The following is a 23024-nucleotide window of genomic DNA, read 5'->3' as shown; positions in this document are numbered from 1 at the left end:
TCGTCGGAGGAACGGACCGCTCAGTTCGTCGACGGCTCGAACATGCATTGTAGCGTCGGCTTGGCGATCTTGGTGAAGGTCGGGCCGATCTCGGACTGCTTGGAGGGCGGCACCCAATCGGTCTCGATCGTCGGCACGCCGGTCTCGCTGATGCCGCGCAGCAGCGCCTGACGCAGGTCGGGATCTTCGATCGTCGCCGCGGCGTGATCGTGCAGGCAGCCGCATACGGCCTCGGGGTGCGCCCAACGGCCGAGCATGTGAGGCGCGCACGCCCGCACGAATTCATCGCGCGGCTCGGGCATCTTGAACAGCGTCCGGATCTGCATGGATTCGAGGGGGAGCTGCGACTGAGCCTGCGCTGAGCCGGCCAGGGCGAGGGATGCGAACATCGCGGCGGAACAGATACGGAGCAACATGCGGGGCCTTTTTCCGGCAATTTTCTCGTTTGCGTGTTGCGGTCAGTTGGCCGCCACCACCATCGACGACGCGGGCATGATCGGCGAGCCATTGTAGGAGAAGGTGCCGATGCCGGGCAGACCACCGTCCGCCGATCCCGCCACCGATGGACCGGCCATCACGAAGGCGAAAGCGAGGATGAAGCTGATCGTCCGCATTTGACCGTCTCCGCTATGGCGCTCGTCGTCTGCGCCGTTTGTTGACAGTTTGATAACTAATCGGCGTTTCCGGAGTTCTGCGGCAAAAGCGGAAAATGGTTTCGTCGGCACGCGAATTGTTTCGTCGGCCAATGCGCGACGAAACATTCGCCGGAAAAGACCAATGTTTTCAGTGACCGCCTCGTAACACGCGCGAAGTCAAAAACGCGCGGGGGACGTACGCGCCCGCTCCTCATCACGACGGAGGTTGCCCAACACGCCACGCCAACATGCGCGCGCGGTCGACGGCATGACAATCCACCAGCCAGCGTCGATGATCGAATATACGCGTGAATTGAGCGGCCTACGGCGCTTTCTTAACTTTCCTCTGCTGAGACATGCGGCAGCATCGCATGACCGATGGTGAACCTTGCAGCGGTTCCTGCCGACTCACGCGTGCACCGTGCAACCAACTCCGCGGTGGCACGTTGTCGTGATCCCCAATCCAACGAAGGATGTCAGTCGTGGGCAATGGCAACATGGGGAATGAGTCTGCGACCCGCAAAACGGGACAACAGCAGATGACGGGAGCGATGCCGCAACAGGGCACCCACGTGATGGGCGACAATGAATGCGCACCGCAGAAGCTGGTCCGGCTCGTTGGTTGCCGCGACACGAACGTACGGCCCGAACAAGCACGCTTCGAGTCACGTGCGAAGCAGTTCGGCCAGACCAAGCGATAGATCGTCCATCGCCTCAGCTTCGCTGCTCAAGCCATTGTATCAGCTACTGAATGAACTCACCGCATTTCTGCACGTTGGCGTCGCTCGCGCCCCAGGGCATGATCGGCACCGACGAGGTGGAGTTCTTTGGCGAGCCCTCGATCAGCCTGTCCGAATAGACCATATAGACCAGCACGTTGCGCTTGGCGTCGCAGCCGCGCACGATTTGCATCTTCTTGAAGAACAGCGAGCGCCGCTGGCGGAACATATCGTCGCCCTGGCTCATTTTATTCTTGAAACGAATCGGTCCGATCTGCCGGCAAGCCAGCGAGATGTCAGAGACTTCCTCGGCCACACCGAGCCAGCCCTTGAAGCCGCCCTTCTCCGGCACCGTGAAATGACAGGCCACGCCTTCGACCTCGGGGTCGTCGACACCGTAGGTGGCGAGCTTGTCGTTCGGGCTGAGCCATTTGAACACGGTCGAGCGGCGGAAGATCAGGTCCGGTTCGTCCGCCGCTGCGACAGGAGCCGCCTGTGCCATGGCCACGACGAGAAGCAGCAACGCGCACCCCCACGGATACAAGGCACGGATGTCACACAGGCTCACACTTCTCGACGTCATGGAGGTCTCCGCTGATAAGTCGTCGCGTATGTAGTGCGGAACAGCCGCACGGAAAGGCGCTGACAGATTGGTGATCTGTCAGGCCGCTTTAACCTTCTGTGAGGCTTTTTTGTTACGCTTTTTGCGAAAAATACGGGATCACGGAAGGGTTAGATCGCTCGCGCTGGTGAACGCTTTCCACGTCTGCGACAACCAATGGATAGTTTGGACTGGGATTCGGAAAATGCGCGCAAGCGAACGTCGGCATTCGATTTTTGATTTTGCGAATGAGCGGTTTTGGCAGTTTGCGATTTTGACGGCGGCCGGCACGATCGGAGCCTCCACCCAGGCCGACGCAGCACTGTACTACTGGAACGGACCTGACTCCGCCTATTACGGCGAGCCCGAACCGATGCTGCCTCCTCAGCCGCACCGGCAGAAAGTGCGACGCAATCCGGTCAAGAAGGAGCCCGTTGCCGCCAAGGAAACCGCCGCCAAGCCGCAGGGTCCGCTTATCATCGCGATCTCGATTGACCAGCAGAAGGTGCGCCTCTACGACGTCAACGGTCTGTATGCCGAGAGCCCGGTATCGACGGGCATGAAGGGGCATTTGACCCCGATGGGCGTGTTCAGCGTCATCCAGAAGCAGAAATACCATCGCTCCAACATCTACAGCGGCGCGCCGATGCCGTACATGCAGCGCATCACCTGGTCGGGCATCGCAATGCATGCCGGCGTGCTGCCCGGTTATCCCGCGTCCCACGGCTGCATCCGCATGCCCACCGGGTTCGCGGTCAAGATGTACAACTGGACCCGGATGGGCGCGCGCGTGGTGGTCACGCCCGGCACCATCACGCCTGAGAATTTCTCGCACCCGCTGCTCGTGACGCAGAAGGTCGTGCCGTCGCAGCCGGTCGCCGACGATCTCCTGAAGAAGGATGCGCCGCTCGGCGTGAAGGGCGACAAGGGCGCGGACAAGCCGGAGACCAGCATTGAACTGCGCTCGACTGTCGGCCATGCCGACCAGCCCGGCTCGCTGCGCGACAACACCCACACTGCCGACGCCAGCGGCACGATGCCGTCCGCGAGCGCATCGGTGACGATGTCCGATGTGGCCGGCGCCGCGATTGCCGACAAGTCCGAAGAGGCAAGTGCGGCGACGGCCGGCGATGCAAAGCCCGATGCGCGGGCCGCCTCGGACAAGCCCGAGACCGCCGCGGACAAACCGGCCGATACCAAATCCGCCGATGCCGCCAGCAACGACAAGACGGTCGGCGAAACCTCCGTGACGGGCAGCGTCGAAAGCGCGAACTCAGAGGTCTCGGCAAGCGACCGTGTGAAGGCCGAAGTGAAGGCCGATGCGCCGAAGCCGGACGCCAAGGTTGCCGGCGCCGACGCGCCGAAGGTGGATGCCACCAAGGCTACGGTGACCGCCGATGCGCCGAAGGCGGATGCTGCCAAGGTGGCCGACAAGACTGCTGATAAGCCTGCTGACAACGCCAGCGATAAGCCGGCCGCGCCGGCGACTGCAGCGGATGCGCCCGATGCGAAGAAGGACCCGACGCGGCTGCCGGGCGTTGCAAGCATCGACGTGCCGAAGCGCACCGGCCAGATCGCGGTCTTCATCAGCCGCAAGGATTCCAAGCTCTATGTGCGGCAGAATTTCGCGCCGCTGTTCGAAGTGCCGGTGACGATCGCACCGAGCGACCGGCCGCTGGGCACGCATATCTTCACGGCGGAAGCCGACAAGAAGGATCCCAATGCATTGCGCTGGTCGGTGATCTCGCTGCCGATGTCGGCGCGCAACGCTGCGCGTGTCGAGGCGCGGGAGCGCATCTCGCACCGCCGCAAGATGGCCGGCGCCGCAGAGATCGAGGCAAAGCCGCTGCCGCTGTCGGACAGCCCGGCCGAAGCACTCGACCGCATCACGATTCCCGCCGACGCGATGGCGCGGATCAACGATGCACTCGGCACCGGCGGATCGATCATCGTCTCCGACCTCGGTGTGAACCAGGGCGAGACCGGCGAAGGCACCGATTTCATCGTGCCGCTGCGTTAGACCTTGCTCATAACGGCTTCTTGAAGGCCCGGGTCCGCCGACTGGATTATCATCCCTGCGGATTATCCGGGGACATCACCATGATCGACCGCAGGACACTGATCGTGGCGGGACTGGCCGCGACCGCGGGATCGCGCGCTCTGCATGCGCAAGCGCCCGCGATCAGCCGCATCACGGCCTATGCCTTCTCGTTCGCGGCGCTTGCCGGCGGCGAGATCCGCCTCGCCGACTACACTGGCCATCCCATGATGATCGTGAACACGGCCTCGCTGTGTGGCTTCACGCCGCAGTACGCCGGCTTGCAGCAATTGTGGACCGAATTTCGCGATCGCGGCTTCGTCATCATCGGTGTCCCCTCCAACGACTTCGGCGGCCAGGAGCCGGGCGGCCCGACCGAGATCGCCGAGACGGCGCAGCACCAATACGGCGTCACCTTCCCGATATCAGCCAAGGCCGTCGTGAAGGGCGCCAACGCGCACCCGTTCTACAGATGGGCCGCGGAGGCGCGGCCGAAGGACGTGCCGCGCTGGAACTTCCACAAATACCTGATCGGTCGCGACGGCTACATCGCCGACGTCTTCCCTGAGTCGGTCGTGCCGGAGGACACACGGATCAAGACCGCCATCGCGCGGACGCTGGCGGTGGCCTGATCGCGCCGGTAATCCCCGGAATTAACTCAACAAACGGGGATATCATGGCCAGGCCGCCACCTTCGTTGCCTTGGCGGACCCAATCCAACTAGGGTACTATCGGTTGGGGGTGGAAGCGGCCCGGCAACGGCCAAGCGCCGACACCGGGAGCGGGATCAGCAAGGAACACGCCATGCGCATTGCTGCAGGTCTGATTTTCGCGGGGACGGTCTCGTTGCTCGCGTCGAGCGCGGCTTGGTCGCAGACTCCACCGGTCAAGGGCGGCGCTGCTACGCCCGCAGCCGCGCCACAGGCCGCCGCTGCCCCCGCACCTGCTGCGGCGGCGCCCGCGCCAGCCGCGGCCATGACACCCCCGGTCCCGCCGCAGCAACCGCCTCAACCGGCCCGCGCGGCCTGCAACAACCCGAACGCGCTCGGCGTCAGCCGCACGGTCGAGATCGACACCACGGGCGGTCCGGGCTTCGGCTTCGAGCACTTCAAGCAGCTCGACTTCCTGCGCGACCACGAGGTGGTGCTGACCTTCGACGACGGTCCGTGGCCGGTCAACACGCCGGCCGTGCTGAAGGCGCTGGCGGATGAATGTACCACCGGCGTGTTCTTCCCGATCGGCAAGCACGCGACCTACCATCCGGAAATCCTGCGGCAGGTCTATGCGGCCGGCCACACGGTCGGCTCGCACACTTGGTCGCATGAGAATCTGAACAACAAGAAGCTGACCGAGGACCAGAAGAAGGACGAGATCGAGCGCGGCCTGGCCGCCATCAAATGGGCGCTCGAGGTCTCGCCGGCGCCGTTCTTCCGTTTCCCGGCGCTGCAGCATCCGCCGGAGATGGTGACCTATCTCGGCAACCGCAACATCGCGATCTTCTCCTGCGACCTCGACTCCTTCGACTTCAAGTCGAAGAACCCGCAGCAGGTGATCGACACCGTGATGAAGAAGCTCGGCAAGCTCGGAAAGGGCATCATCCTGCTGCACGACTTCCAGAAGCACACCGCGGAAGCCCTGCCCACGCTGCTGCAGCAGTTGAAGGCCGGCGGCTACAAGGTGGTGGCGATGCGCGCCAAATTCCCGGCGACGGTGCTGCCGCAATACGAGCAGGAGCTCGCCAAGGACGTCAAGCTGCCGACCGTGAGCTCGCGGCCGGTGAACAGCGTCGTCACCACGGTCAACCAGTAAGCGGCGGCGGCGACGATCTCTGTGCCGGCGTTGCGTATCGAGGGCTTTGTCATCGTCTCCGCCGACGGCCGGCTGGCCAATGCGCGGAACGTGATGCCCGACGATCTCAAGATCGAGGGTGACAAGCGGTTCTTCACCGCAGCCCTCGACGGCGCCGACCTGATCGTGCACGGCCGCCACTCCCAGGAGGAGCAGCCGAACGCGCCGAAGCGGCGGCGCCTGATCCTGACGCGTAAGGTGCAGGCCACCGCGCCCGATCCATCCAATCCGAAGTCGCTCTTGTGGAATCCCGCCGGCTGTTCGTTTGACGATGCAAGCCGTGCGGCCGGCGTCACGTCGGGCATGGCCGCGATCATCGGCGGCCCCGGCGTGTTCGGGATGTTCATGGACCGCTACGACACGTTCTGGCTGTCGGTCGCATCGCGCGTGCAGATCCCCGACGGCGAGCCCTGCTTTCCCGGCGTCCCTGCCCGCTCGCCGCAACAGGTACTCGCCGCGCACGGCCTGCATGCCGGCGAGCCGCAACTGATTGACGCCGCGCAAGAGGTCAGCGTGACGCCGTGGCGGCGGATCGCTTGATCATCGCGGTCGGTGCGATGACGGCCGAACGCTGAACTTTCGCGCCCCTACACGTCCCCGTAAGACGGGTCGTTCCTGCTCGGCCCGCGGCCGTAGCCGGCGATGATGAACAGCGCGCCGATCAGCGACAGGTTCTTCAGCGCCTCGATCAGGGTCTTGAGGTTGTCGGGCGCCGGCTGATTCCAGAAATCATGGAAGTAGAACGTCGTGAAGCACACGAAGATGATCAGCAGGATCGCGAAGAACCGCGCCAGCACATTCACCGCGATCATCAGACCGGCAATGATCTCGAAGGCTCCGACCACGATCGCCAGCAGCTGCATGAACGGCATGCCAGCGAAGGTTTCGATCTGCTGCGTATAGGGCGCGACCACAGCGGGGATGGTCACCTTGGCCGCGAGCAGATCCGCCGTCGCCTGGATGCCGAACAGCTTGGTCGCCCCCGAATAAAGGAACAGCACGGCGAACAGGATTCGCCCGAAGACGATGAATGCTGGCATGGGGTCGGCCTCACTGATTGGCGGGCGTCGGACGAAGCAGGCGGCGCGATTATGGTCGCTCCGCCTGCTTCGATCAAATCGAATCCGTCTCGCCTGTATCAGGATGCGATGACACGGAATCGCATCGTGATCTCATCTCATTGTTCGAGCATGATCTTTTCGGAGAACCGCTTCACACTTTTCCGGATCATGCCCTAGCCGAACAGCGTCGGCTGCGCGCGGCCGGCGCGCTCCTGGGCTTCGACCGCGGCGACCGCGGTCATGTTGAGGATGCCGCGCGCCGTGACACCGGGGGTGAGGATGTGCGCCGGGCGCGCCGGACCGATCAGGATCGGGCCAACCGGCAATGCATTTCCCAACACCTTGATGGTCTGATAGGCGATGTTGGCCGCATCCAGCGTCGGCATGATCAGGATGTTGGCCTCACCTTCCAGCCGCGACTGCGGCAGCACGGCCTTGCGCGCGATCGCCGACAGCGCCGTGTCGGCCTGCATCTCGCCGTCGGCCTCGATCTCCGGATGCTTGTCCTTCAGGAGCTGGGTCGCGCGGCGCATCTTGCGCGCCGAGTCCGTATCGTAACTCCCGAAGTCGGAATGTGACACGAAAGCGATCTTGGGCTTGAAGGCGAAGCGCTGGGCGTGAACCGCCGCCAGCGACGCCACCTCGGCAAGCTCCTCCGCACTGGGATTCGGGCGCACCTGCGTGTCGGCCAGGAAATACGCCCCCTTGGTGGTGATCATCAGCGACATCGCTGCGTAGTCACCGACCCCCGGCAGGAAGCCGATGATCTCGCGAACATGGCGCAGATGGCTCATGAAGCGGCCCTCGACCCCGCACAGCATGGCATCGGCCTCGCCGCGCGACACCGCCAGCGCCGCAATCACCGTGTTATTGGTGCGGACCACCGTACGCGCCGCGTCAGGCGTTACACCGCGCCGCCCGGCGACGTCGATATAGGACTGCACATAGGAGCGGTAGCGCGGATCGTCCTCGGGATTGATGAGGTCGAAATCGCGGCCGGCCTGGATTGCCAAGCCGAAGCGCTTGATCCGGGTCTCCACCACCGACGGACGCCCGACCAGGATCGGCCGCGCCAGCTTCTCCTCGAGCACCACCTGGGTGGCGCGCAGCACGCGCTCGTCTTCGCCTTCGGCGTAGATCACGCGCACCGGCTGGGTCTTCGCCTTGGCGAACACCGGCTTCATGGTGATGCCGGAACGGAACGCGTAGCGCTGCAGCTCGGCGCAGTATTCGTCGAAGTTCGTGATCGGCCGGGTCGCGACGCCCGACTCCATCGCGGCTTTCGCCACGGCCGGCGCGATGCGCAGGATCAGCCGCGGATCGAACGGGCTCGGGATCAGCGACCCAGGACCGAACCCCTGCGTCTCGCCGGGTTCAAAGCCGTGGGCCACGGCGTCCGACGGCGGATCGCGCGCGAGCTGCGCGATCGCGTCGACCGCCGCGTGCTTCATCGCCTCGTTGATCGCGGTGGCACCGACGTCGAGCGCGCCGCGGAAGATGAACGGAAAGCACAGGACATTGTTGACCTGGTTCGGGAAGTCCGACCGTCCGGTGCAGATCATGGCATCAGGCCGCGCCTGGCGCGCCTCGTCCGGCATGATCTCCGGCACCGGGTTGGCGAGCGCCATCACCAGCGGCTGGTCCGCCATCTGCTTGACCATCTCCGGCTTGAGCACGCCCGGCGCCGACAGGCCGATGAAGATGTCCGCTCCCGGAATGACGTCCGCCAGCACCCGCGCGCTGGTCTTCTGCGTGTAGACCGCCTTCCAGCGATCCATCGTGGTGTTGCGGCCGTCATAGACGACACCGTCGATGTCGCAGACCCAGATGTTCTTGCGCTGGGCGCCCATCGAGACCAGCAGATTGAGGGTCGCGATCGCCGCCGCCCCCGCGCCGGAGCAGACGATCTTCACGTCAGCAAGCTTCTTGCCGTTCAGCAGGAGGCCATTGACGATTGCGGCCGTGACGATGATGGCGGTGCCATGCTGGTCGTCGTGAAACACCGGGATCTTCATGCGCTCCTTGAGCTGCGCCTCGATCTCGAAGCACTCCGGCCCGCGGATGTCCTCGAGGTTGATGCCGCCGAAGGTTGGCTCCAGCGCTGCGACCGTCTCGACCACACGCTCGATGGTATCCGCCTTGATCTCGATGTCGAACACGTCGATGCCGGCGAACTTCTTGAACAGCACCGCCTTGCCTTCCATGACAGGCTTCGAGGCCAGCGGCCCGATATTGCCGAGGCCAAGCACCGCGGTACCGTTGGAGACCACCGCCACCAGGTTGGAGCGGGCCGTCAGGGTTGCGGCCTCGGCGGGGTTCTTGGCGATCTCGGTGCACGCGGCGGCGACGCCCGGCGAATAGGCCAGCGCCAGGTCGCGCTGGTTGGCGAGCGGCTTGATCGCCTGGATCTCGAGCTTACCAGGCCGCGGGAGCCGGTGGTAAGCGAGCGCCGCGTTATGCAGTTCTTCCGACGATGACGACATGCGTGCTCCCGCGTTTCCGGCCCTTAAATCTTGTTTCTATGCTAATCTAAGAAGAGTCAGTTTCCGGCAAATCGAACTGGATGTGAAGCATGCCCAACCGCTTGGATGCAACATCCGATAAGGTCCCCGTCAACAGGCCAGCGGCGGCACGTTCGTCGAATGCCGCCCTCTCCCCGTGGCATCCCACCCGGGAATAGCAAATTTTGTTCTTTGCACGATCCGGAGCTGACCGAATGAAGAAAATCCTGCTGGGCCTGGTCGCCGTCATCGTGATTGCGATCGGCGGCTTCTTCGGCTTCGACCTCTATACCCAGCGGCGGATCACCAGCGCCGTGGAGGCCGTATTCGACCAGGTCCGCGCCGAGGGCGGCACGGCGAGTCACGGCCGGATTTCATTCGACCTGATGCAGCGCACCCTGACCATCGGGGATATCGCCATCGACACCGGCACGCAGCCGCCGTTCAGGCTGAAGGCAGCCACCGTGATGGCCTACGGCGTCGACCGATCGGACACCTCGCGCTTTTCCGCCGGTAGCCTTGAGGCCCGCGACGTCGAGATCGATGCCACGATGGGCGAGAAGCAGGCCTTCACGCTCAACTACAAGCTGCCGCAGGTCACGGTGAAGGATTTCATCGGCCCCACCGGCGTTCGTCAACTACGGAAGTCGGCGTCCCTGTTCGATCTCTACGGGTTCGGCCTCGTATATCTGGCCGGCGTCAGCGCTACGTCGATCACGGCCCCCAGTCTGACCGGCACGATCAAGGTCGCCACGCCCGGCGCCGAGGGCAGCGGCGGCGAGTACACTTATTCGAACCTTGTGCTTGATAACATCAAGGACGGAAAGATCACCTCTTCCAGGAGCGACGGCGTCGTCTACATCTTCAACTCCCAGGCGGCAGGCAAGGCGGTCAAGATGACCGGCAATCTCGCCAATGTCGTCGCAAGCGACATCGATATCGGCGCGATGGCTGCGATCTTCGATCCGGGCAAGAGCGACGATGCGAGGGACTATCGGGTTTACCGGCACGTCTCGGCCGGCCCGTATGAGGTGACCTCGACGCGGGGCATGAAGATGCGGATCGAGGGCATAACCGTCGATGACGTCGGGTTCAGGCCATCGCAGATGCAGCTGCCGGCGCTGCTGGCGATGATACCGCCGCCGGGGAGCCCGCCGCCGTCTCCCGCCCAGGCGCGCGAGCTGATGGACAGGCTGGCCAGCCTCTATCAAGGCATCCGGATCGGAAATGCCGAGATGCACGGACTCTCGATCGAGACGCCGCAAGGCCCGCTCAAGCTCGCCTCGACGCGGTTTAACCTCGATGGCGGCAAGATCGGTGAGCTTGCAATCGAGGGACTCGATGCGCGCGCGCCGAAGGGCCCCATCAAGGTCGGACGTTTCGCGCTGAAGTCGCTCGATGTCGCCAACTTCGTCCGGCTGTCGGCACAGTTCGCCGCTCAGAAGCCGTCGCCTGAACAGGCGCTGGCGCTGTTCCCGCTGCTCGAGGGCGTTGAGGTCAAGGATTTCGCGTCGCCGTACAAGGCCACCGGCAAGCCGGTCAACATCGATGTCTTCAGTCTCGACTGGGGTCAGTTCGTCGGGTCGATCCCCAGCAAGCTTCGGCTGATCGCGAAAATGGCGGCACCGCTGGATGCAGCTGATCCCCGGCAGCAGGCACTCGTCGCAGCCGGGATCAACCCGATGGCCATCGATGCCGATCTCGGCGCTGCCTGGACCGAGGCGTCACGCTCGTTCGCGCTCGAGCCGGTCAAGCTCGACATTGCGGGCCTCCTCAATGCATCGGCGAAGGTCTCGCTCGCCAACGTGCCGCGCGAGGCATTCTCCGCCAGCGCCGCGGAGGCCATGGGCGCGGCCGCGCAGATCGAAGCCGGCACGATCGAGCTGACCGTGCACGATCTCGGCGTCATCGATATCGCGATCGCCCAGTACGCCCGCACCCAGAACGTCAGCCGCGACGAAGCGCGCAACGCCATCCTCAACAGCATCAAGGCGCAGGGCGACGCGAGCGGCGGAGCCGATCCGGATGCCACCGCCCTCGTCACCGCGATCAGCCAATTCATCGAGACGCCCGGGCAAACGCTGGTCATCAAGCTGACCCCGCGCGCCAAGGCGCCGGCGCTTCAGCTGATGCAGTTGCTCAAGACCGATCCGCCCAGTGCGCTGGCGCAATTCAAGATCGAGGCCTCGACGGGGTTGTGATCTCTTCTCCCTCGCCCCGTTCTCTACGGGGAGAGGGTCGGGGTGACGGGCTGCCTCCGCAAATTCGAAAGATGAGCGTGCGCGGAGAGAAACCGCTCACCCGGCGCTTCGCGCCGACCTCTCCCCGCAAGAGCGGGACGAGGTGACTGCCAAGGCTAGCCCTTCGCCGGCAGGTTGACCTTGATGTGCAGCTCCTTGAGCTGCTTGGCCGTTGCCTCCGACGGCGCGCCCATCAGGAGGTCCATGGCCTGCTGGTTCATCGGGAACAGTGAGATCTCGCGCAGATTGTTGGTGCCGCACAACAGCATCACGATGCGATCGAGTCCGGCCGCCATGCCGCCATGCGGCGGCGCGCCGTACTGGAAGGCGCGGTACATGCCGCCGAACCGCTCGACGACTTCCTGCTCGCCATAGCCCGCGATCTCGAACGCCTTCACCATCGCTTCCGGCTTGTGGTTGCGGATGCCGCCGGAGGCGATCTCGTAGCCGTTGCAGGCGATGTCGTACTGGAATGCCTTGATCGTCAGCGGATCCTGCGTCGTCAGCGCGTCGAGGCCACCCTGCGGCATCGAGAACGGGTTGTGCGAGAAGTCGACCTTCTTGTTCTCCTCGTCATACTCGTACATCGGGAAGTCGACGATCCAGGCGAGCTCGAAGCGGTCCTTGTCGATCTGGTTCAGCTCCTCGCCGAGCTTGGTGCGGGCAAGGCCTGCGAACTTCCAGAACTTCTCCGGATCGCCGGCGACGAAGAACGCGGCATCGCCCTCCTTGAGGCCGAGTTGCTCGCGGATCGCAGCAGTGCGTTCCGGTCCGATGTTGTTCGCGAGCGGACCAGCGCCCTCGCCGCCTTCGCGCCACATGATGTAGCCGAGGCCGGGCTGGCCTTCGCCCTGCGCCCAGGAGTTCATGCGGTCGCAGAACGCGCGGCTGCCGCCGCCCGTGCCCGGGATCGCCCAGACCTGGTTCTTCGGGTCTTCCAGCATCCGCGCGAACACCTTGAAGCCGGAGCCGCGGAAGTGCTCGGAGACCTCCTGCATGATGATCTTGTTGCGCAGGTCGGGCTTGTCGGAGCCGTATTTGCGCACGGCTTCCGCAAACGGAATCCGCGGCCAGTTCCTGGTGACCGGCTTACCCTTGGCGAAATCCTCGAACACGCCGGTTATGACCGGCTCCATCGCCGCGAACACATCGTCCTGGGTGACGAAGCTCATCTCGACGTCGAGCTGGTAGAACTCGCCCGGCAGACGGTCGGCGCGCGGATCCTCGTCGCGGAAGCACGGCGCGATCTGAAAGTAGCGGTCGAAGCCCGACATCATCAGCAGCTGCTTGTACTGCTGCGGCGCCTGCGGCAGCGCGTAGAACTTGCCGGGATGGATGCGCGACGGGACGAGGAAGTCGCGTGCGCCTTCCGGCGATGACGCCGTCAGGATCGGGGTCTGGAATTCGAAGAAGCCCTGCTCCTTCATCCGCCGGCGCATGGAATCGACGATCGCGCCGCGGGTCATGATGTTCTGATGCAGCTTCTCGCGGCGCAGGTCGAGGAAACGGTACTTGAGCCTGATATCCTCGGGATATTCCTGCTCGCCGAACACCGGCAGCGGCAGCTCGGCGGCGGGCCCGAGCACCTCGATCTCCTTGATGTAGATCTCGACCATGCCGGTCGGCAGTTCCGGATTGTCGGTACCTGCGGGGCGGCGGCGCACCTTGCCGTCGATCCGCACCACCCACTCTGAGCGGAACTTCTCGACCTCGGCGAATGCCGGCGAGTCCGGGTCGGCCACGCACTGGGTGATGCCGTAATGGTCGCGCAGGTCGACGAACAGCACGCCGCCATGGTCGCGGACCCGGTGGACCCAGCCGGAGAGCCGGACCGTCTGGTCGATATCGCTCTCTCGGAGCGCGCCGCATGTGTGTGACCGGTAGCGATGCATGGGTGTCCCAAAAACTGATGTCGGAGGAAACGAATCGGACGGCCCGAGGCACGTTCCGAAGCTGCGGAGGGTTTACCCGAGGCAACCGGGGGCGGCAACCAAGGGAACGCCCGGTTTTTCGCCCAAATGGTGAATTTTCCGGGCGGCTGGCGCCCGATCGTTTGCCTATTCGCCCCGCGGGCCTATCTTCTGTTCATGACCATCCATTTCCCGTTCCAGAACACCTATTCGGCGCTGCCGGCGAACTTTTTCGCCCGCGTCGCGCCAACCCCGGTGGCCGCCCCCCGGCTGATCAAGCTGAACCGGCCGCTGGCCATCCAGCTCGGGCTGGACCCGGACCTGCTGTCGACGCCGGAGGGCGCCGAGATCCTCGCCGGAAAGCGCGTGCCTGACGGGGCCGACCCGATCGCCATGGCCTATGCGGGCCACCAGTTCGGGCAGTTTGTGCCGCAGCTCGGCGACGGCCGCGCCATCCTGCTCGGCGAGGTCGTCGACAGAGACGGCGTCCGCCGCGACATCCAGCTCAAGGGATCTGGCCCCACCCCGTTCTCCCGCCGCGGCGACGGCCGCGCCGCGCTTGGACCGGTGCTGCGCGAATACATCGTCAGCGAGGCGATGTTCGCATTGGGCATCCCGACCACACGCTCGCTTGCCGCCGTCGTCACCGGCGAGGCCGTGATGCGCGAGACCGCGCTGCCCGGCGCCGTGCTGACCCGCATCGCCGCGAGCCATATCCGCGTCGGCACGTTCCAGTTCTTCGCCGCCCGCGGCGACACCGACGGCGTGCGCGCGCTCGCCGACCATGTCATCGCTAGGCACTACCCCGATTTGAAGGCCGCCGCTCAGCCCTATCACGCCCTGCTCGCAGCCGTCGTGGCGCGGCAGGCCGATCTCGTCGCGCGCTGGCTTTTGGTCGGCTTCATCCACGGCGTGATGAACACCGACAACACCTCGATCTCAGGCGAGACCATCGACTACGGCCCTTGCGCCTTCCTCGATGCCTACAACCCGGCGCAGGTGTTCTCCTCGATCGACGAGATGGGCCGCTACGCCTACGCCAACCAGCCGCGCATCGCGTTGTGGAATCTGACCCGGCTCGCCGAATGCCTGCTGTCGCTGTTCGCCGACGAGCAGGAGAAGGCGATCGAACAGGCGCAGACGATCCTCGGCGAATTCCCGGAAAAGTTCACGGTGGCCTACAATGCCGGCCTGCGCAAAAAGATCGGCCTGTTCACCGCGCGCGACGGCGATGAAGCGCTGATCCAGGACCTGCTCGACACGATGGCCAAGAACGAGGCCGACTTCACGCTGACCTTCCGCCATCTCGGCGACGCCGCGGCCGATGACGCCGCCGACGTCCGCGCACAGTTCACCGATCCCGCAGCCTTCGACGAATGGGCCGGCCGCTGGCGCGCGCGCCTCGCGCTGGAGCCGCAAACGTCGGCCGAGCGCAAGGACGCGATGCGCGCCGTCAACCCTGCCTTCATCCCGCGCAACCACCGCATCGAGGCGGTGATCCAGGCCGCCGTCAACAATGACGACTACGCTCCGTTCGAGGAACTGCTGACCGTGCTCGCAAAGCCGTTCGAGGACCAGCCGGAATACGCGGCTTACGCCGAGCCACCGCTGCCCGAGCAGTTGGTGACACAGACGTTCTGCGGGACGTAAGGTCCTCGTAGATGGTAGAGCGCAGTGAAACCCATCATGCCTCCACGCGCGAGATCGATGGGTTTCGCTTCGCTCTACCCATCTACGCACGGCTCGTGAAGCTTTGTAGGGCGGATTCGCGAAGCGTAATCCGCCACCTCTGCGCATGCGCCGCGGCGGATTACGGCNGCTTGCGCCTGACCCTCCCTACGTAATCACACCGTCACCGAACTGCGCGTTCGATTCCAGGAAGCGGTGCGCGTCTGCGATCTCGTCGAACCGGAACGTCTTCGCGATGACCGGCTTCAAATCAACGCCAGCGGCCCCACCGCTCTCGATTTTTAGCAACGATTTCTTGCGCTGATCGTTTGCCGGATATCGCGGGACGCCTTCCCCGCCCTCGTCGAGGTTCCGTTCCGCTTCCAACGTGGACTGTTCCAGCGCCATGCCGCTGAAGCCCCGAGGAACTGCGATGACGATGACGGAGTCTCAGACCTGGTTCGAGGGGCGGCACCACGAGCTCGGCGACCACGGCTATTTCGTCGCCCCGCTCGACGACCTGGTAACGTGCGCGGTCGGGATCCCTGATGTGGACGACGTTCGGGCTCGCTTGCTGCGCGATCGAGCAGATGCAGGTGTCGATGCCGCGCTACGACGTGGAGCGTTTCGGCGCGGCACCGCGCGCTTCGCCGCGGCAATCGGACGTCATGATCGTCTCGGGAACGCTATGCAACAAGATGGCCCCCGCATTGCGCAGGGTCCACGACCGGATGCGCATTGAGCAAACGCTCCCGCGCCGAAACAAGAAAGGTCCCAGCATGAAAATCACGACCTTCAAGGACATGTATATCGCCGAGCTTCAGGAACTGGTGAGCGCCGAGAGCCAGCTCGCTGCAGCCCTGCCAAGTATGGCGGAAGTCGCATCGCATCTGTCGCTGAAGGACGCATTCAGCCGCCATCAGCGCGAAACCGTTGTACAGGGCGAGCGGCTGAAGGCGCTGCTGCGGATGCATGGTGCTGACCCGAACCTGCACACCGACCAGGCCATGCAGGCGCTGATCGGTGAGACCGCCAAGATGGTCTCGATATTGCCCAATGACGACCTTCGCGATGCCGCTCTGATCGCTTCGGCGCAGAGGCTCAAACATTACGAAATCGCGGCCTATGGCAGCGCGGCTGCGCTTGCCGGCCAGCTTGACCTGCGGGACGACCAGCGATTGCTGCACGATAGCCTCGAGGAGAAACGGCATGCCGATATGCTGCTGACGGCACTGGCCAAGGGCGAGATCAACCAGGATGCCCTGGCGGCATGATCGCGCCACGAGGCTTCCTTCTCGGATGAGACTTCGATCGGAGGCACCCGCAAAATGCCGCCGATCGAGCAGCGCGCGAGATTCCGCGACGCGCGGCATGTCGTGAGCATTAACTCACCTTCCACCATGCTCCGCACCCGTGCGCGGTAACCATGTGACTTAACAAGTCGTCAACACTCCCCCAACAAGTCTAAATGTTTCCAATGGGGGAGAATGAGCCGTGGACGCGTTTGCCTTTGAATTCGTGGGAATGGCAATGATCGGGCTCTGCCTCGTCGTGCTGGCGATGCCCGCGGCACGCCGGCCCACGAACAACATGCACCACGAGTGAGCAGCCTGACGCTGCATCACCGGAGATCGCATCGACAACAGTTTGTGTGAGTCCCCTCACTGCTCCCGCGCCGGGAGCGCCCGCCTGCATGTGTTCGCGTTGCCCGTTCCACGCGCCCCGGCGTGACGCGCGGCGCAGTATCCATATTTCGGCACCTCAGCCCTGCCCACCTCAGCCATACAGCCGGCCCGCGCGGTGTTAACGTCGGCGACAATGCCGAGTCGGCGTGCAGACATCGCCGATTCCTCCTGCCGCGCTTCTGATCCCGCATCATGACCGAGACCGCCTCGTCGCTGATCCATCCCGGCTGGTTTGCCGCGATCGCCATCCTGCTCTGGGCGACCAGCCTGCTGCCGGAGTATCTCACCGCGCTGTTGTTCTTCGCGGCCGTCGCCGTGTTTCGCGCCGCGCCTCCGGACGTGCTGTTCTCCGGCTTCCAGTCGGAGGCGTTCTGGCTGGTGCTCGGCGGTTTCGTTATCGGCTCTGCGATCCGCAAGGTCGGGCTCGCCGACCGGATCGCCGGCAAGCTGGCGGGCCGGCTCACCGGATCCTGGCTCCGCATGGTGGCCGGCGTCATCGCGATCACTTATGCACTGGCATTCGTGATGCCGTCGAACATGGGCCGCATCGCGCTCTTGATGCCGATCATCATGGCGCTCGCCGATCGCGCCGGCCTCGCACAGGGATCGCCGGGCCGCAACGCGCTCGCGCTTGCCGTGGGCTTCGGCACCTACCAGCTCTCGGCGTCGATCCTGCCCGCCAATGTCCCGAACCTGATCATGACCGGCGCCGCCGAGCGCGCCTACAATGTCCAGTTCGACTACATGTCCTATCTGCTGCTGCACGCGCCGGTGCTCGGCATCCTCAAGGGCCTCGTGCTGATCGGCTGCCTGGTCTGGATGTTTCCGGCATCGCCGCGGCCGATCGAGGACCGCGCCGAGACGACCGGATTGAGCGCAGCGGAGTGGCGGCTTTCGATCATCCTGCTCGTGACCCTCGCCTTCTGGATGACGGATACCTTGCACGGCATCCGCCCGGCATGGGTCGGACTGGTGTCGGCGTGCCTCTGCCTGCTGCCGCGGATCGGCTTCCTCAACGGCGAGGAATTCGCCGCCGGCGTCAATGTCCGCACCTGCATCTATCTCGGCGGCATCCTCGGGCTTGCGGCCGTCGTCGCCTGGTCCGGTCTCGGCAGCGCGATCGGCGACCTCATCATTCCGCATCTGCCGCTCGATCCGGCGCGGCCCGCCGCGGATTTCGCATCGATGATCGGGCTTGCGAGCCTGTTGAACTTCGTCGTCACCGCAAACGGCGTCCCTGCCGTGTTCACGCCGCTGGCGTCGTCGCTCGCCGCACACACAGGCCTAACTCTTCCGACCGTGCTGATGTCGCAGGTCTTCGCCTATGCGACGCCGCTGCTGCCCTATCAGGCCGCACCGATCGTGGTCGCGGCCGGTATGGCCAGGGTGCCGACCGGCGCCACTGTCAAGATGTGCCTCACGGTCGCGCTAATCTCGTTCGTGCTGCTCGGCCCGCTCTATCTGCTCTGGTTCAGGCTGCTCAACTGGATCGGCTGAGCGACGGCCGTTGCACAGGGAGTGTGCTCATAAATCGCCACGTCTGCTTCGCTGTCGGAAGTTGACCTTGGAAGGCGCGAGCGACCAACGCCTGGCCGTCATGTCGATGGCGAGTCAACGGCAGACATCGTTTCAACCCTAGGTGGCTCCGTTCGGAACTTATGGTGGTACCGTGCATCCATCGGGACGGCATTTCCGTCCCGAATTTGGGAGGGCATGTCATGAGATTGTCGTCTAGCTTTGTCGCGCCTTCAGCCGTCGCTGTCCTATCAACTGTCTTGCTGTGCGGCCCGGCCGCGTCGCAAACCGCAACTGACTCGAGCAAACAGCTTCCCAGCATCACGGTCGAAGCGCCGAAGTCGGTAGCAACGCCAAGCAGTCCGAAGCCGACGGCAAACGCAGTGGCATCGCACCGGAGATCGAGAACCGCTCAAACGTCATCCTCGACCGCGCGAACGCCGTCGCCAGATTCACCACTGGGGAGAATTGCCAGGCTGGAGAAAGTCGCCAGCAATTGCAACGGTGGTTGTGAATCAAGTCTACCACACGGCAATTTGCCTTGGGTCGGGTGTAGCGAGTCTGCTGGCGGACAAGCACATGGACCCTTCTCGGTCACGTGCCGAGACAACCTCACCTACAAATCCTACGTGGATTGCGTCGAGACCAAGGTGTTCTTGGGCGACTACCGAAACAGGGCCTACTGGATTTGCAGCAGCCTGGACGCTGCCGGGAAGTTTCAAGTCGCCGAGCTCAAGCGATCGAGACGTCCGCACTAGGTCAAACCTCGCGCAGGCTCTCCGTACCAGTTGAACTTCGGTCCTGATGTCGTCTGCGCTTGTCGCCGCTGTTGCCCTATCATCGACGTTGAAGCCGACATGGCCGCATGTCGGCTTCGCGCCATTTCCGCGCTTATGCGGCGTACGCGTGAGCTCCAGTAGCCTTCTCAGCCGCGCGATTGCGAAGGTTATTGTCTGTCTGTTCGGCAAATGGGCAGCTTTTAAATTGTTTTCAGGTTAGTCTTTCGTCCGTCGTGACAGATCGCCCACAATACCGAGCCCTATTCCGCCGCGGCAAAGACAAGTCGTCCCAGGAAGGATCGCGATGATCGAGTCATTGCCCAGCCGCACCGCGCTGGTGACGTCGCTCATGAGAGCGGTCCATTCGCGGTCCGACCCATTTCCTCTTTTGGACGACCCTTGGGGCGATCGACTCGTTCCGCAATCCGAACGCGAAAGAATGGCCGAGCGAATATTGGCCCAAATGGATTCGGACGCGCGTGCCCGCGCCCTGCGGACGCCCGCTTCATTGTTGGACGAGTTCCTGCTGACCAACACCTCCCTCCCTGGAGTGGTGATCCGCTCCCGCTATGCAGAGGATGCGCTGCGGGAGGCGACAATGAGGGGCATTAGTCAGTATGTCCTGATCGGCGCTGGATTGGACAGCTTCGTGCTTCGCCGCCCCGCCTTTTCCGACGCGCTAACGATCTTCGAGATAGACCATCCTGCGACGCAGGCCATGAAGATCCAACGCATTGAGGAATGCGGCATGTCACTTCCGCCGTCTGTGCAGTTCATAGCTGCCGACCTCGCAAATGAGGATTTGGCGTCGGTTTTGGCGCGCTCCCCCTTCCGCACGGACGAGAAAGCATTCTTCTCGTGGCTCGGCGTTACGGTGTACCTCACGCGCGACGCCAATCTGGCAACCTTGGGGGCAGTGGCAACCTGCGGTGCTCCGGGGAGCGAACTCGTATTCACCTATGTCGACCAGGCCGAGTTCGCCCCGGGCGCATCGCGATCACCCCAGAATGAGAACGCCAAGGTGGTAGCGCAAATCGGCGAGCCTTGGATTTCAGGATTTAATCCCGATGAGATCGTCAACGATCTCGCCTGTGTTGAGCTTGAGCTGATCGAAGATCTGGACGGAAAGGCGATGTGGAAACGCTATCGCGGAGCAAGCACCACGCTCAAGCAACCGCCTGCCAGCTTGCACATAGCACTGGCGCGCGTGAGTAAGGGACAGCGCATTGGCGAACGCCGCTGAGCAGCGCTCTGATGTCGGCTTCGGGTCCATTAGCCCGTCGATGAAGGCCAAGCTGGGCAACCTCGACTCTTCGTCAGAAGCCAACACCTGTGAGCACACGCCTTGTGACTCGCATCCACCCGCCACAAAATCCCTCGCCTGCTATCCCGGGCCGCCCCGCGCTTCCGCGAGGAACGGCCGTAACGCCGGGTTGAGATTGCCCGGCCGCCACGCGATCACGTGCTCGATGGCGGGCGCGTCTTCGAGATCACGTTGCACCAGATTGGCGATGCCGAGCTTCCCCATCGATTCCGGCACCAGCGCGACGCCGAGGTTTTCGGCAACGAGGCTGACGATCGTCTGCTGCAGCTCCACTTCCAGCCGGATCGTCGGCTCGAACCCGNCCCGCCGGAACGGCAGTAGCGGACGATCGCCTCGCGCAACATCGGCGCCGCCTCGGTCGGGGTTGCGATCAGCGGCTCGCCCTTGAGCTGTTGGGCCCCGACCATCGCGTGAGCGGCGAGCGGATGGTCCGGATGCAGCGCCAGGCACATTCGCTCGCGATGGATGATCTCCGTCTCGAGGCCCTTGATCGGGCCGGGGTTGAACATGATGGCGGCGTCGAAGCGCCCGGTCAGCACGGCGTCGGCAAGCGCGCCGGGCACGACCTCGCGCAGTTCGACGTGCACCTCGGGGTGACCGGCCATGTAGCGCCGCGCCAAATTGGGCAGGCTCGTATAGGCGGCGTGCATCATGAAGCCGACCGCAAGCTCGCCGAGCTCGCCGCCCTCGGCGAGGCGCGCGTTGCGGCAGGCCTGGTCGAAGCTCATCAGCACCGCCCGCGAGTCCTCCAGGAAGCGACGGCCGGCATGGGTGAGCGTCGGACGCCGCGACTGGCGCTCGAACAGGCGGACGCCGAGTTCCTTCTCCAGCGCGGCCATCTGCCGGCTCAGCGGCGGCTGGCTGATGTGGAGGCGCTCCGCCGCCCGGCCGAAGTGCAGGGTTTCCGCGAGCGCCACGAAATAGCGCATTTGCCTGATGTCGATCATTGATACCGAAAAGGTATGAATGGGTACGCCAATCAGTATTGGATGATAACAGAGCCGCTGGATAGAGCTAATGCGCTGCCCCATCAAGTCAGGCCTGCCCGTGTTCTCGCCCCTCACCGCCGTCCTCCCCATTTTCTCCCTCATTTTCGCCGGATGGATCGTCCGCCGGACCGGCGTGGTCGGGCCCCAGGCCTCGGGGGAACTCAACCGGTTCGTGGTCTATCTGGCCCTTCCCGCACTGCTGTTCGACGTCATCGCCCATGCCCAATGGGCCGACGTCTGGCAGCCGAGTTTCATCGCCGCCTTCGGCATCGGGGCAGCGCTGGTGTTTGGCCTGACCATCGCCGTACGCTGGCGCGGCCGCCGGCACCTGGTCGATGCCGCCATCGACGGCCTCAATGCGGGTTACGCCAACACCGGCTTCGTCGGCTTTCCGCTGGCGGTCGCAGCGCTCGGCCGCGAGGCGCTGGCCCCGACGCTGATTGCCACCATCATCACGGTCTGCGTGCTGTTTGCGATCGCCATCGTGCTGATCGAAACCGGCCTGCAGACCGAGAAGCGCCGCAGGCACGTCATCATCAAGGTTGGCCGCTCGCTGCTGCTCAATCCCTTGCTGGTCGCACCGGCGCTCGGCGCGATCGTTCCGCTCGCGGGCCTGAGCGTCCCTGCGCCAGCGGAGAATTTCCTGAAGCTGCTTGGCGGCGCTGCGTCACCCTGCGCGCTCGTCGCGCTCGGCTTGTTCCTGGCAGCGAAGCGCGAGGCATCCGAGCAGGATATCGGATCGGCGGCCTTGCTCGTCGGCTTCAAGCTCGTGCTGCAACCGGCCGTCACCTGGGTGATGGCGACGCTGGTGTTCGGCCTGTCGCCGCTGCTCACACATACCGCCGTGCTGCTCGCCGCGCTGCCGACCGGCACGGGCCCCTTCATGCTGGCGGAGTTCTACCGGCGCGAGGCCAACGTGACGTCCAACGTGATCCTTGCGTCGACCATCGTCTCGGTGGTCACGCTGAGCTCCTATCTCGCGCTGGCCAGGTGACGCCGCGGAAACGCCAATCACTGAGTTGCCCGACGGCGCCGGGTGGCGTCCGGGAAGTGGTTGGAATTGGTGTGGCGCGTCTGCGGGTTCATGAAGCTATCTGATCATGCGACGAGGTCAATTGGCTGATCATCGGGTTTGGTGTCGAGCGTCCGCCAGCCATCGACTTTGCGCAGATTGATCTGGCCCGAGGCGAGCAAGGCCCAAAACAACATGGCGGCGGTGTCTGCCGATGGCAGCACGCTCTGTGTCTTGATCCGGCGTTTGAACTCCTCGTGCAGACGTTCAATGGCATTGGTGGTGCGCACGCTCTTCCACTGGCTCGGCGGCAAACGTGCGAAGGTGAACAGCCGCTCGCCAGCCTCCTCCAGGCTGTCGGCCACGGCGCGATGTTTGAGCCGCCATTTGCGGATGAAGGCCCTGCGCCGGGTGGCGATCTGCTCGGGGGTCGTGGCATAGATCATGCCGTTGTAATCGGCGGTGATCTCCTCATGCAGGCGCTCGGGTGCGTGCGCCA

General features: G+C 64.3%; 21 protein-coding genes and 1 pseudogene. 12 read left to right on the top strand and 10 right to left on the bottom strand.

Annotated elements, in window-relative coordinates:
- Window positions 1-20: 20 nt before the first annotated feature.
- Both AS156_RS18590 and AS156_RS43345 read right to left on the bottom strand, forming a co-directional pair.
- A complete protein-coding gene (locus AS156_RS18590) occupies window positions 21-416 on the bottom strand; it encodes a hypothetical protein (RefSeq protein WP_066507217.1) in 396 nt (131 codons plus the stop codon).
- 42 nt (window positions 417-458) lie between these two features.
- Window positions 459-614 (bottom strand): hypothetical protein, encoded by a 156-nt coding sequence (locus AS156_RS43345; RefSeq protein ID WP_201456062.1) that lies wholly within the window; start codon window positions 612-614, stop codon window positions 459-461.
- Between the two features lie 494 nt (window positions 615-1108).
- Between AS156_RS43345 and AS156_RS18585 the strand changes: the two genes are divergently transcribed.
- A complete protein-coding gene (locus AS156_RS18585) occupies window positions 1109-1336 on the top strand; it encodes a hypothetical protein (protein ID WP_066507214.1) in 228 nt (75 codons plus the stop codon).
- A 43-nt stretch (window positions 1337-1379) separates the two neighbouring features.
- Here the strand turns inward: AS156_RS18585 and AS156_RS18580 are convergent, their stop codons facing one another.
- Window positions 1380-1856: a CreA family protein gene (locus tag AS156_RS18580; protein ID WP_430641803.1), complete on the bottom strand. Its 477-nt coding sequence runs from the start codon at window positions 1854-1856 to the stop codon at window positions 1380-1382.
- Between the two features lie 304 nt (window positions 1857-2160).
- Between AS156_RS18580 and AS156_RS18575 the strand changes: the two genes are divergently transcribed.
- The 4 genes from AS156_RS18575 to AS156_RS18560 all read left to right on the top strand — a co-directional run bounded on the left by AS156_RS18575 (window position 2161) and on the right by AS156_RS18560 (window position 6381).
- Complete coding sequence (locus tag AS156_RS18575; protein WP_066507208.1) at window positions 2161-3975, top strand: L,D-transpeptidase; 1815 nt, start codon at window positions 2161-2163, stop codon at window positions 3973-3975.
- Between the two features lie 80 nt (window positions 3976-4055).
- Entirely contained in the window at window positions 4056-4625 is a 570-nt protein-coding gene (locus AS156_RS18570) for a glutathione peroxidase (RefSeq protein WP_066507206.1), read from the top strand.
- Window positions 4626-4797: 172 nt separating this feature from the next.
- Window positions 4798-5802, top strand: a complete 1005-nt coding sequence (locus AS156_RS18565) for a polysaccharide deacetylase family protein (protein WP_066507204.1) — start codon at window positions 4798-4800, stop codon at window positions 5800-5802.
- A 21-nt stretch (window positions 5803-5823) separates the two neighbouring features.
- Window positions 5824-6381, top strand: coding sequence for a dihydrofolate reductase family protein (locus tag AS156_RS18560; RefSeq protein ID WP_082747583.1), 558 nt, complete (start codon window positions 5824-5826; stop codon window positions 6379-6381).
- A 47-nt stretch (window positions 6382-6428) separates the two neighbouring features.
- Here AS156_RS18560 and AS156_RS18555 read toward each other — a convergent pair whose 3' ends face one another.
- Entirely contained in the window at window positions 6429-6881 is a 453-nt protein-coding gene (locus AS156_RS18555; RefSeq protein WP_066507197.1) for a DoxX family protein, read from the bottom strand.
- Between the two features lie 194 nt (window positions 6882-7075).
- A complete protein-coding gene (locus AS156_RS18550) occupies window positions 7076-9385 on the bottom strand; it encodes an NADP-dependent malic enzyme (protein ID WP_066507194.1) in 2310 nt (769 codons plus the stop codon).
- A gap of 233 nt (window positions 9386-9618) precedes the next feature.
- Between AS156_RS18550 and AS156_RS18545 the strand changes: the two genes are divergently transcribed.
- On the top strand, window positions 9619-11604 hold the full coding sequence (locus AS156_RS18545; protein ID WP_066507192.1) for a hypothetical protein: 1986 nt from the start codon (window positions 9619-9621) through the stop codon (window positions 11602-11604).
- Between the two features lie 155 nt (window positions 11605-11759).
- Here the strand turns inward: AS156_RS18545 and aspS are convergent, their stop codons facing one another.
- Window positions 11760-13535 (bottom strand): aspartate--tRNA ligase, encoded by a 1776-nt coding sequence (aspS, locus tag AS156_RS18540; RefSeq protein WP_066507190.1) that lies wholly within the window; start codon window positions 13533-13535, stop codon window positions 11760-11762.
- 195 nt (window positions 13536-13730) lie between these two features.
- Between aspS and AS156_RS18535 the strand changes: the two genes are divergently transcribed.
- Window positions 13731-15203 carry a protein adenylyltransferase SelO gene (locus tag AS156_RS18535; protein ID WP_066507388.1) on the top strand — a complete coding sequence of 491 codons (1473 nt, stop codon included), beginning with the start codon at window positions 13731-13733 and terminating at the stop codon, window positions 15201-15203.
- 186 nt (window positions 15204-15389) lie between these two features.
- Here AS156_RS18535 and AS156_RS46040 read toward each other — a convergent pair whose 3' ends face one another.
- On the bottom strand, window positions 15390-15629 hold the full coding sequence (locus AS156_RS46040) for a zinc-binding dehydrogenase (RefSeq protein ID WP_066507188.1): 240 nt from the start codon (window positions 15627-15629) through the stop codon (window positions 15390-15392).
- Between the two features lie 64 nt (window positions 15630-15693).
- Between AS156_RS46040 and AS156_RS40845 the strand changes: the two are divergent.
- The 4 genes and pseudogenes from AS156_RS40845 to AS156_RS18515 all read left to right on the top strand — a co-directional run.
- Window positions 15694-15955: pseudogene (locus AS156_RS40845) on the top strand (NADH-quinone oxidoreductase subunit B); the annotation flags it as partial.
- Entirely contained in the window at window positions 15953-16495 is a 543-nt protein-coding gene (locus AS156_RS18525; protein ID WP_347336633.1) for a YciE/YciF ferroxidase family protein, read from the top strand. The pseudogene AS156_RS40845 and the gene AS156_RS18525, both read left to right, overlap by 3 nt.
- Before the next feature lie 603 nt (window positions 16496-17098).
- A complete protein-coding gene (locus AS156_RS18520) occupies window positions 17099-18403 on the top strand; it encodes an SLC13 family permease (protein ID WP_066507186.1) in 1305 nt (434 codons plus the stop codon).
- 1101 nt (window positions 18404-19504) lie between these two features.
- Window positions 19505-20443, top strand: a complete 939-nt coding sequence (locus tag AS156_RS18515; protein WP_066507183.1) for a class I SAM-dependent methyltransferase — start codon at window positions 19505-19507, stop codon at window positions 20441-20443.
- A 141-nt stretch (window positions 20444-20584) separates the two neighbouring features.
- On the opposite strand, the gene AS156_RS44580 is transcribed toward AS156_RS18515, so the two are convergent.
- The gene (locus AS156_RS44580) at window positions 20585-20797 is read right to left on the bottom strand and encodes a LysR substrate-binding domain-containing protein (RefSeq protein WP_283807931.1); all 213 of its coding nucleotides are present in this window, start codon (window positions 20795-20797) and stop codon (window positions 20585-20587) included.
- Between the two features lie 29 nt (window positions 20798-20826).
- The coding region (locus tag AS156_RS18510; RefSeq protein ID WP_245312938.1) for a LysR family transcriptional regulator at window positions 20827-21453 on the bottom strand (627 nt) is incomplete at its 3' end.
- Window positions 21454-21571: 118 nt separating this feature from the next.
- Between AS156_RS18510 and AS156_RS18505 the strand changes: the two genes are divergently transcribed.
- The gene (locus AS156_RS18505; protein ID WP_066507382.1) at window positions 21572-22507 is read left to right on the top strand and encodes an AEC family transporter; all 936 of its coding nucleotides are present in this window, start codon (window positions 21572-21574) and stop codon (window positions 22505-22507) included.
- 104 nt (window positions 22508-22611) lie between these two features.
- On the opposite strand, the gene AS156_RS18500 is transcribed toward AS156_RS18505, so the two are convergent.
- On the bottom strand, window positions 22612-23024 hold a 413-nt coding region (locus AS156_RS18500), incomplete at its 5' end, for a transposase (protein WP_201456007.1).

The sequence above is a fragment of the Bradyrhizobium macuxiense genome (assembly GCF_001542415.1).
GTDB classification, from domain to species: domain Bacteria; phylum Pseudomonadota; class Alphaproteobacteria; order Rhizobiales; family Xanthobacteraceae; genus Bradyrhizobium; species Bradyrhizobium macuxiense.
Note: the sequence above shows the minus strand (reverse complement) of the source record. Positions and strands in the feature narration are given on the sequence as shown.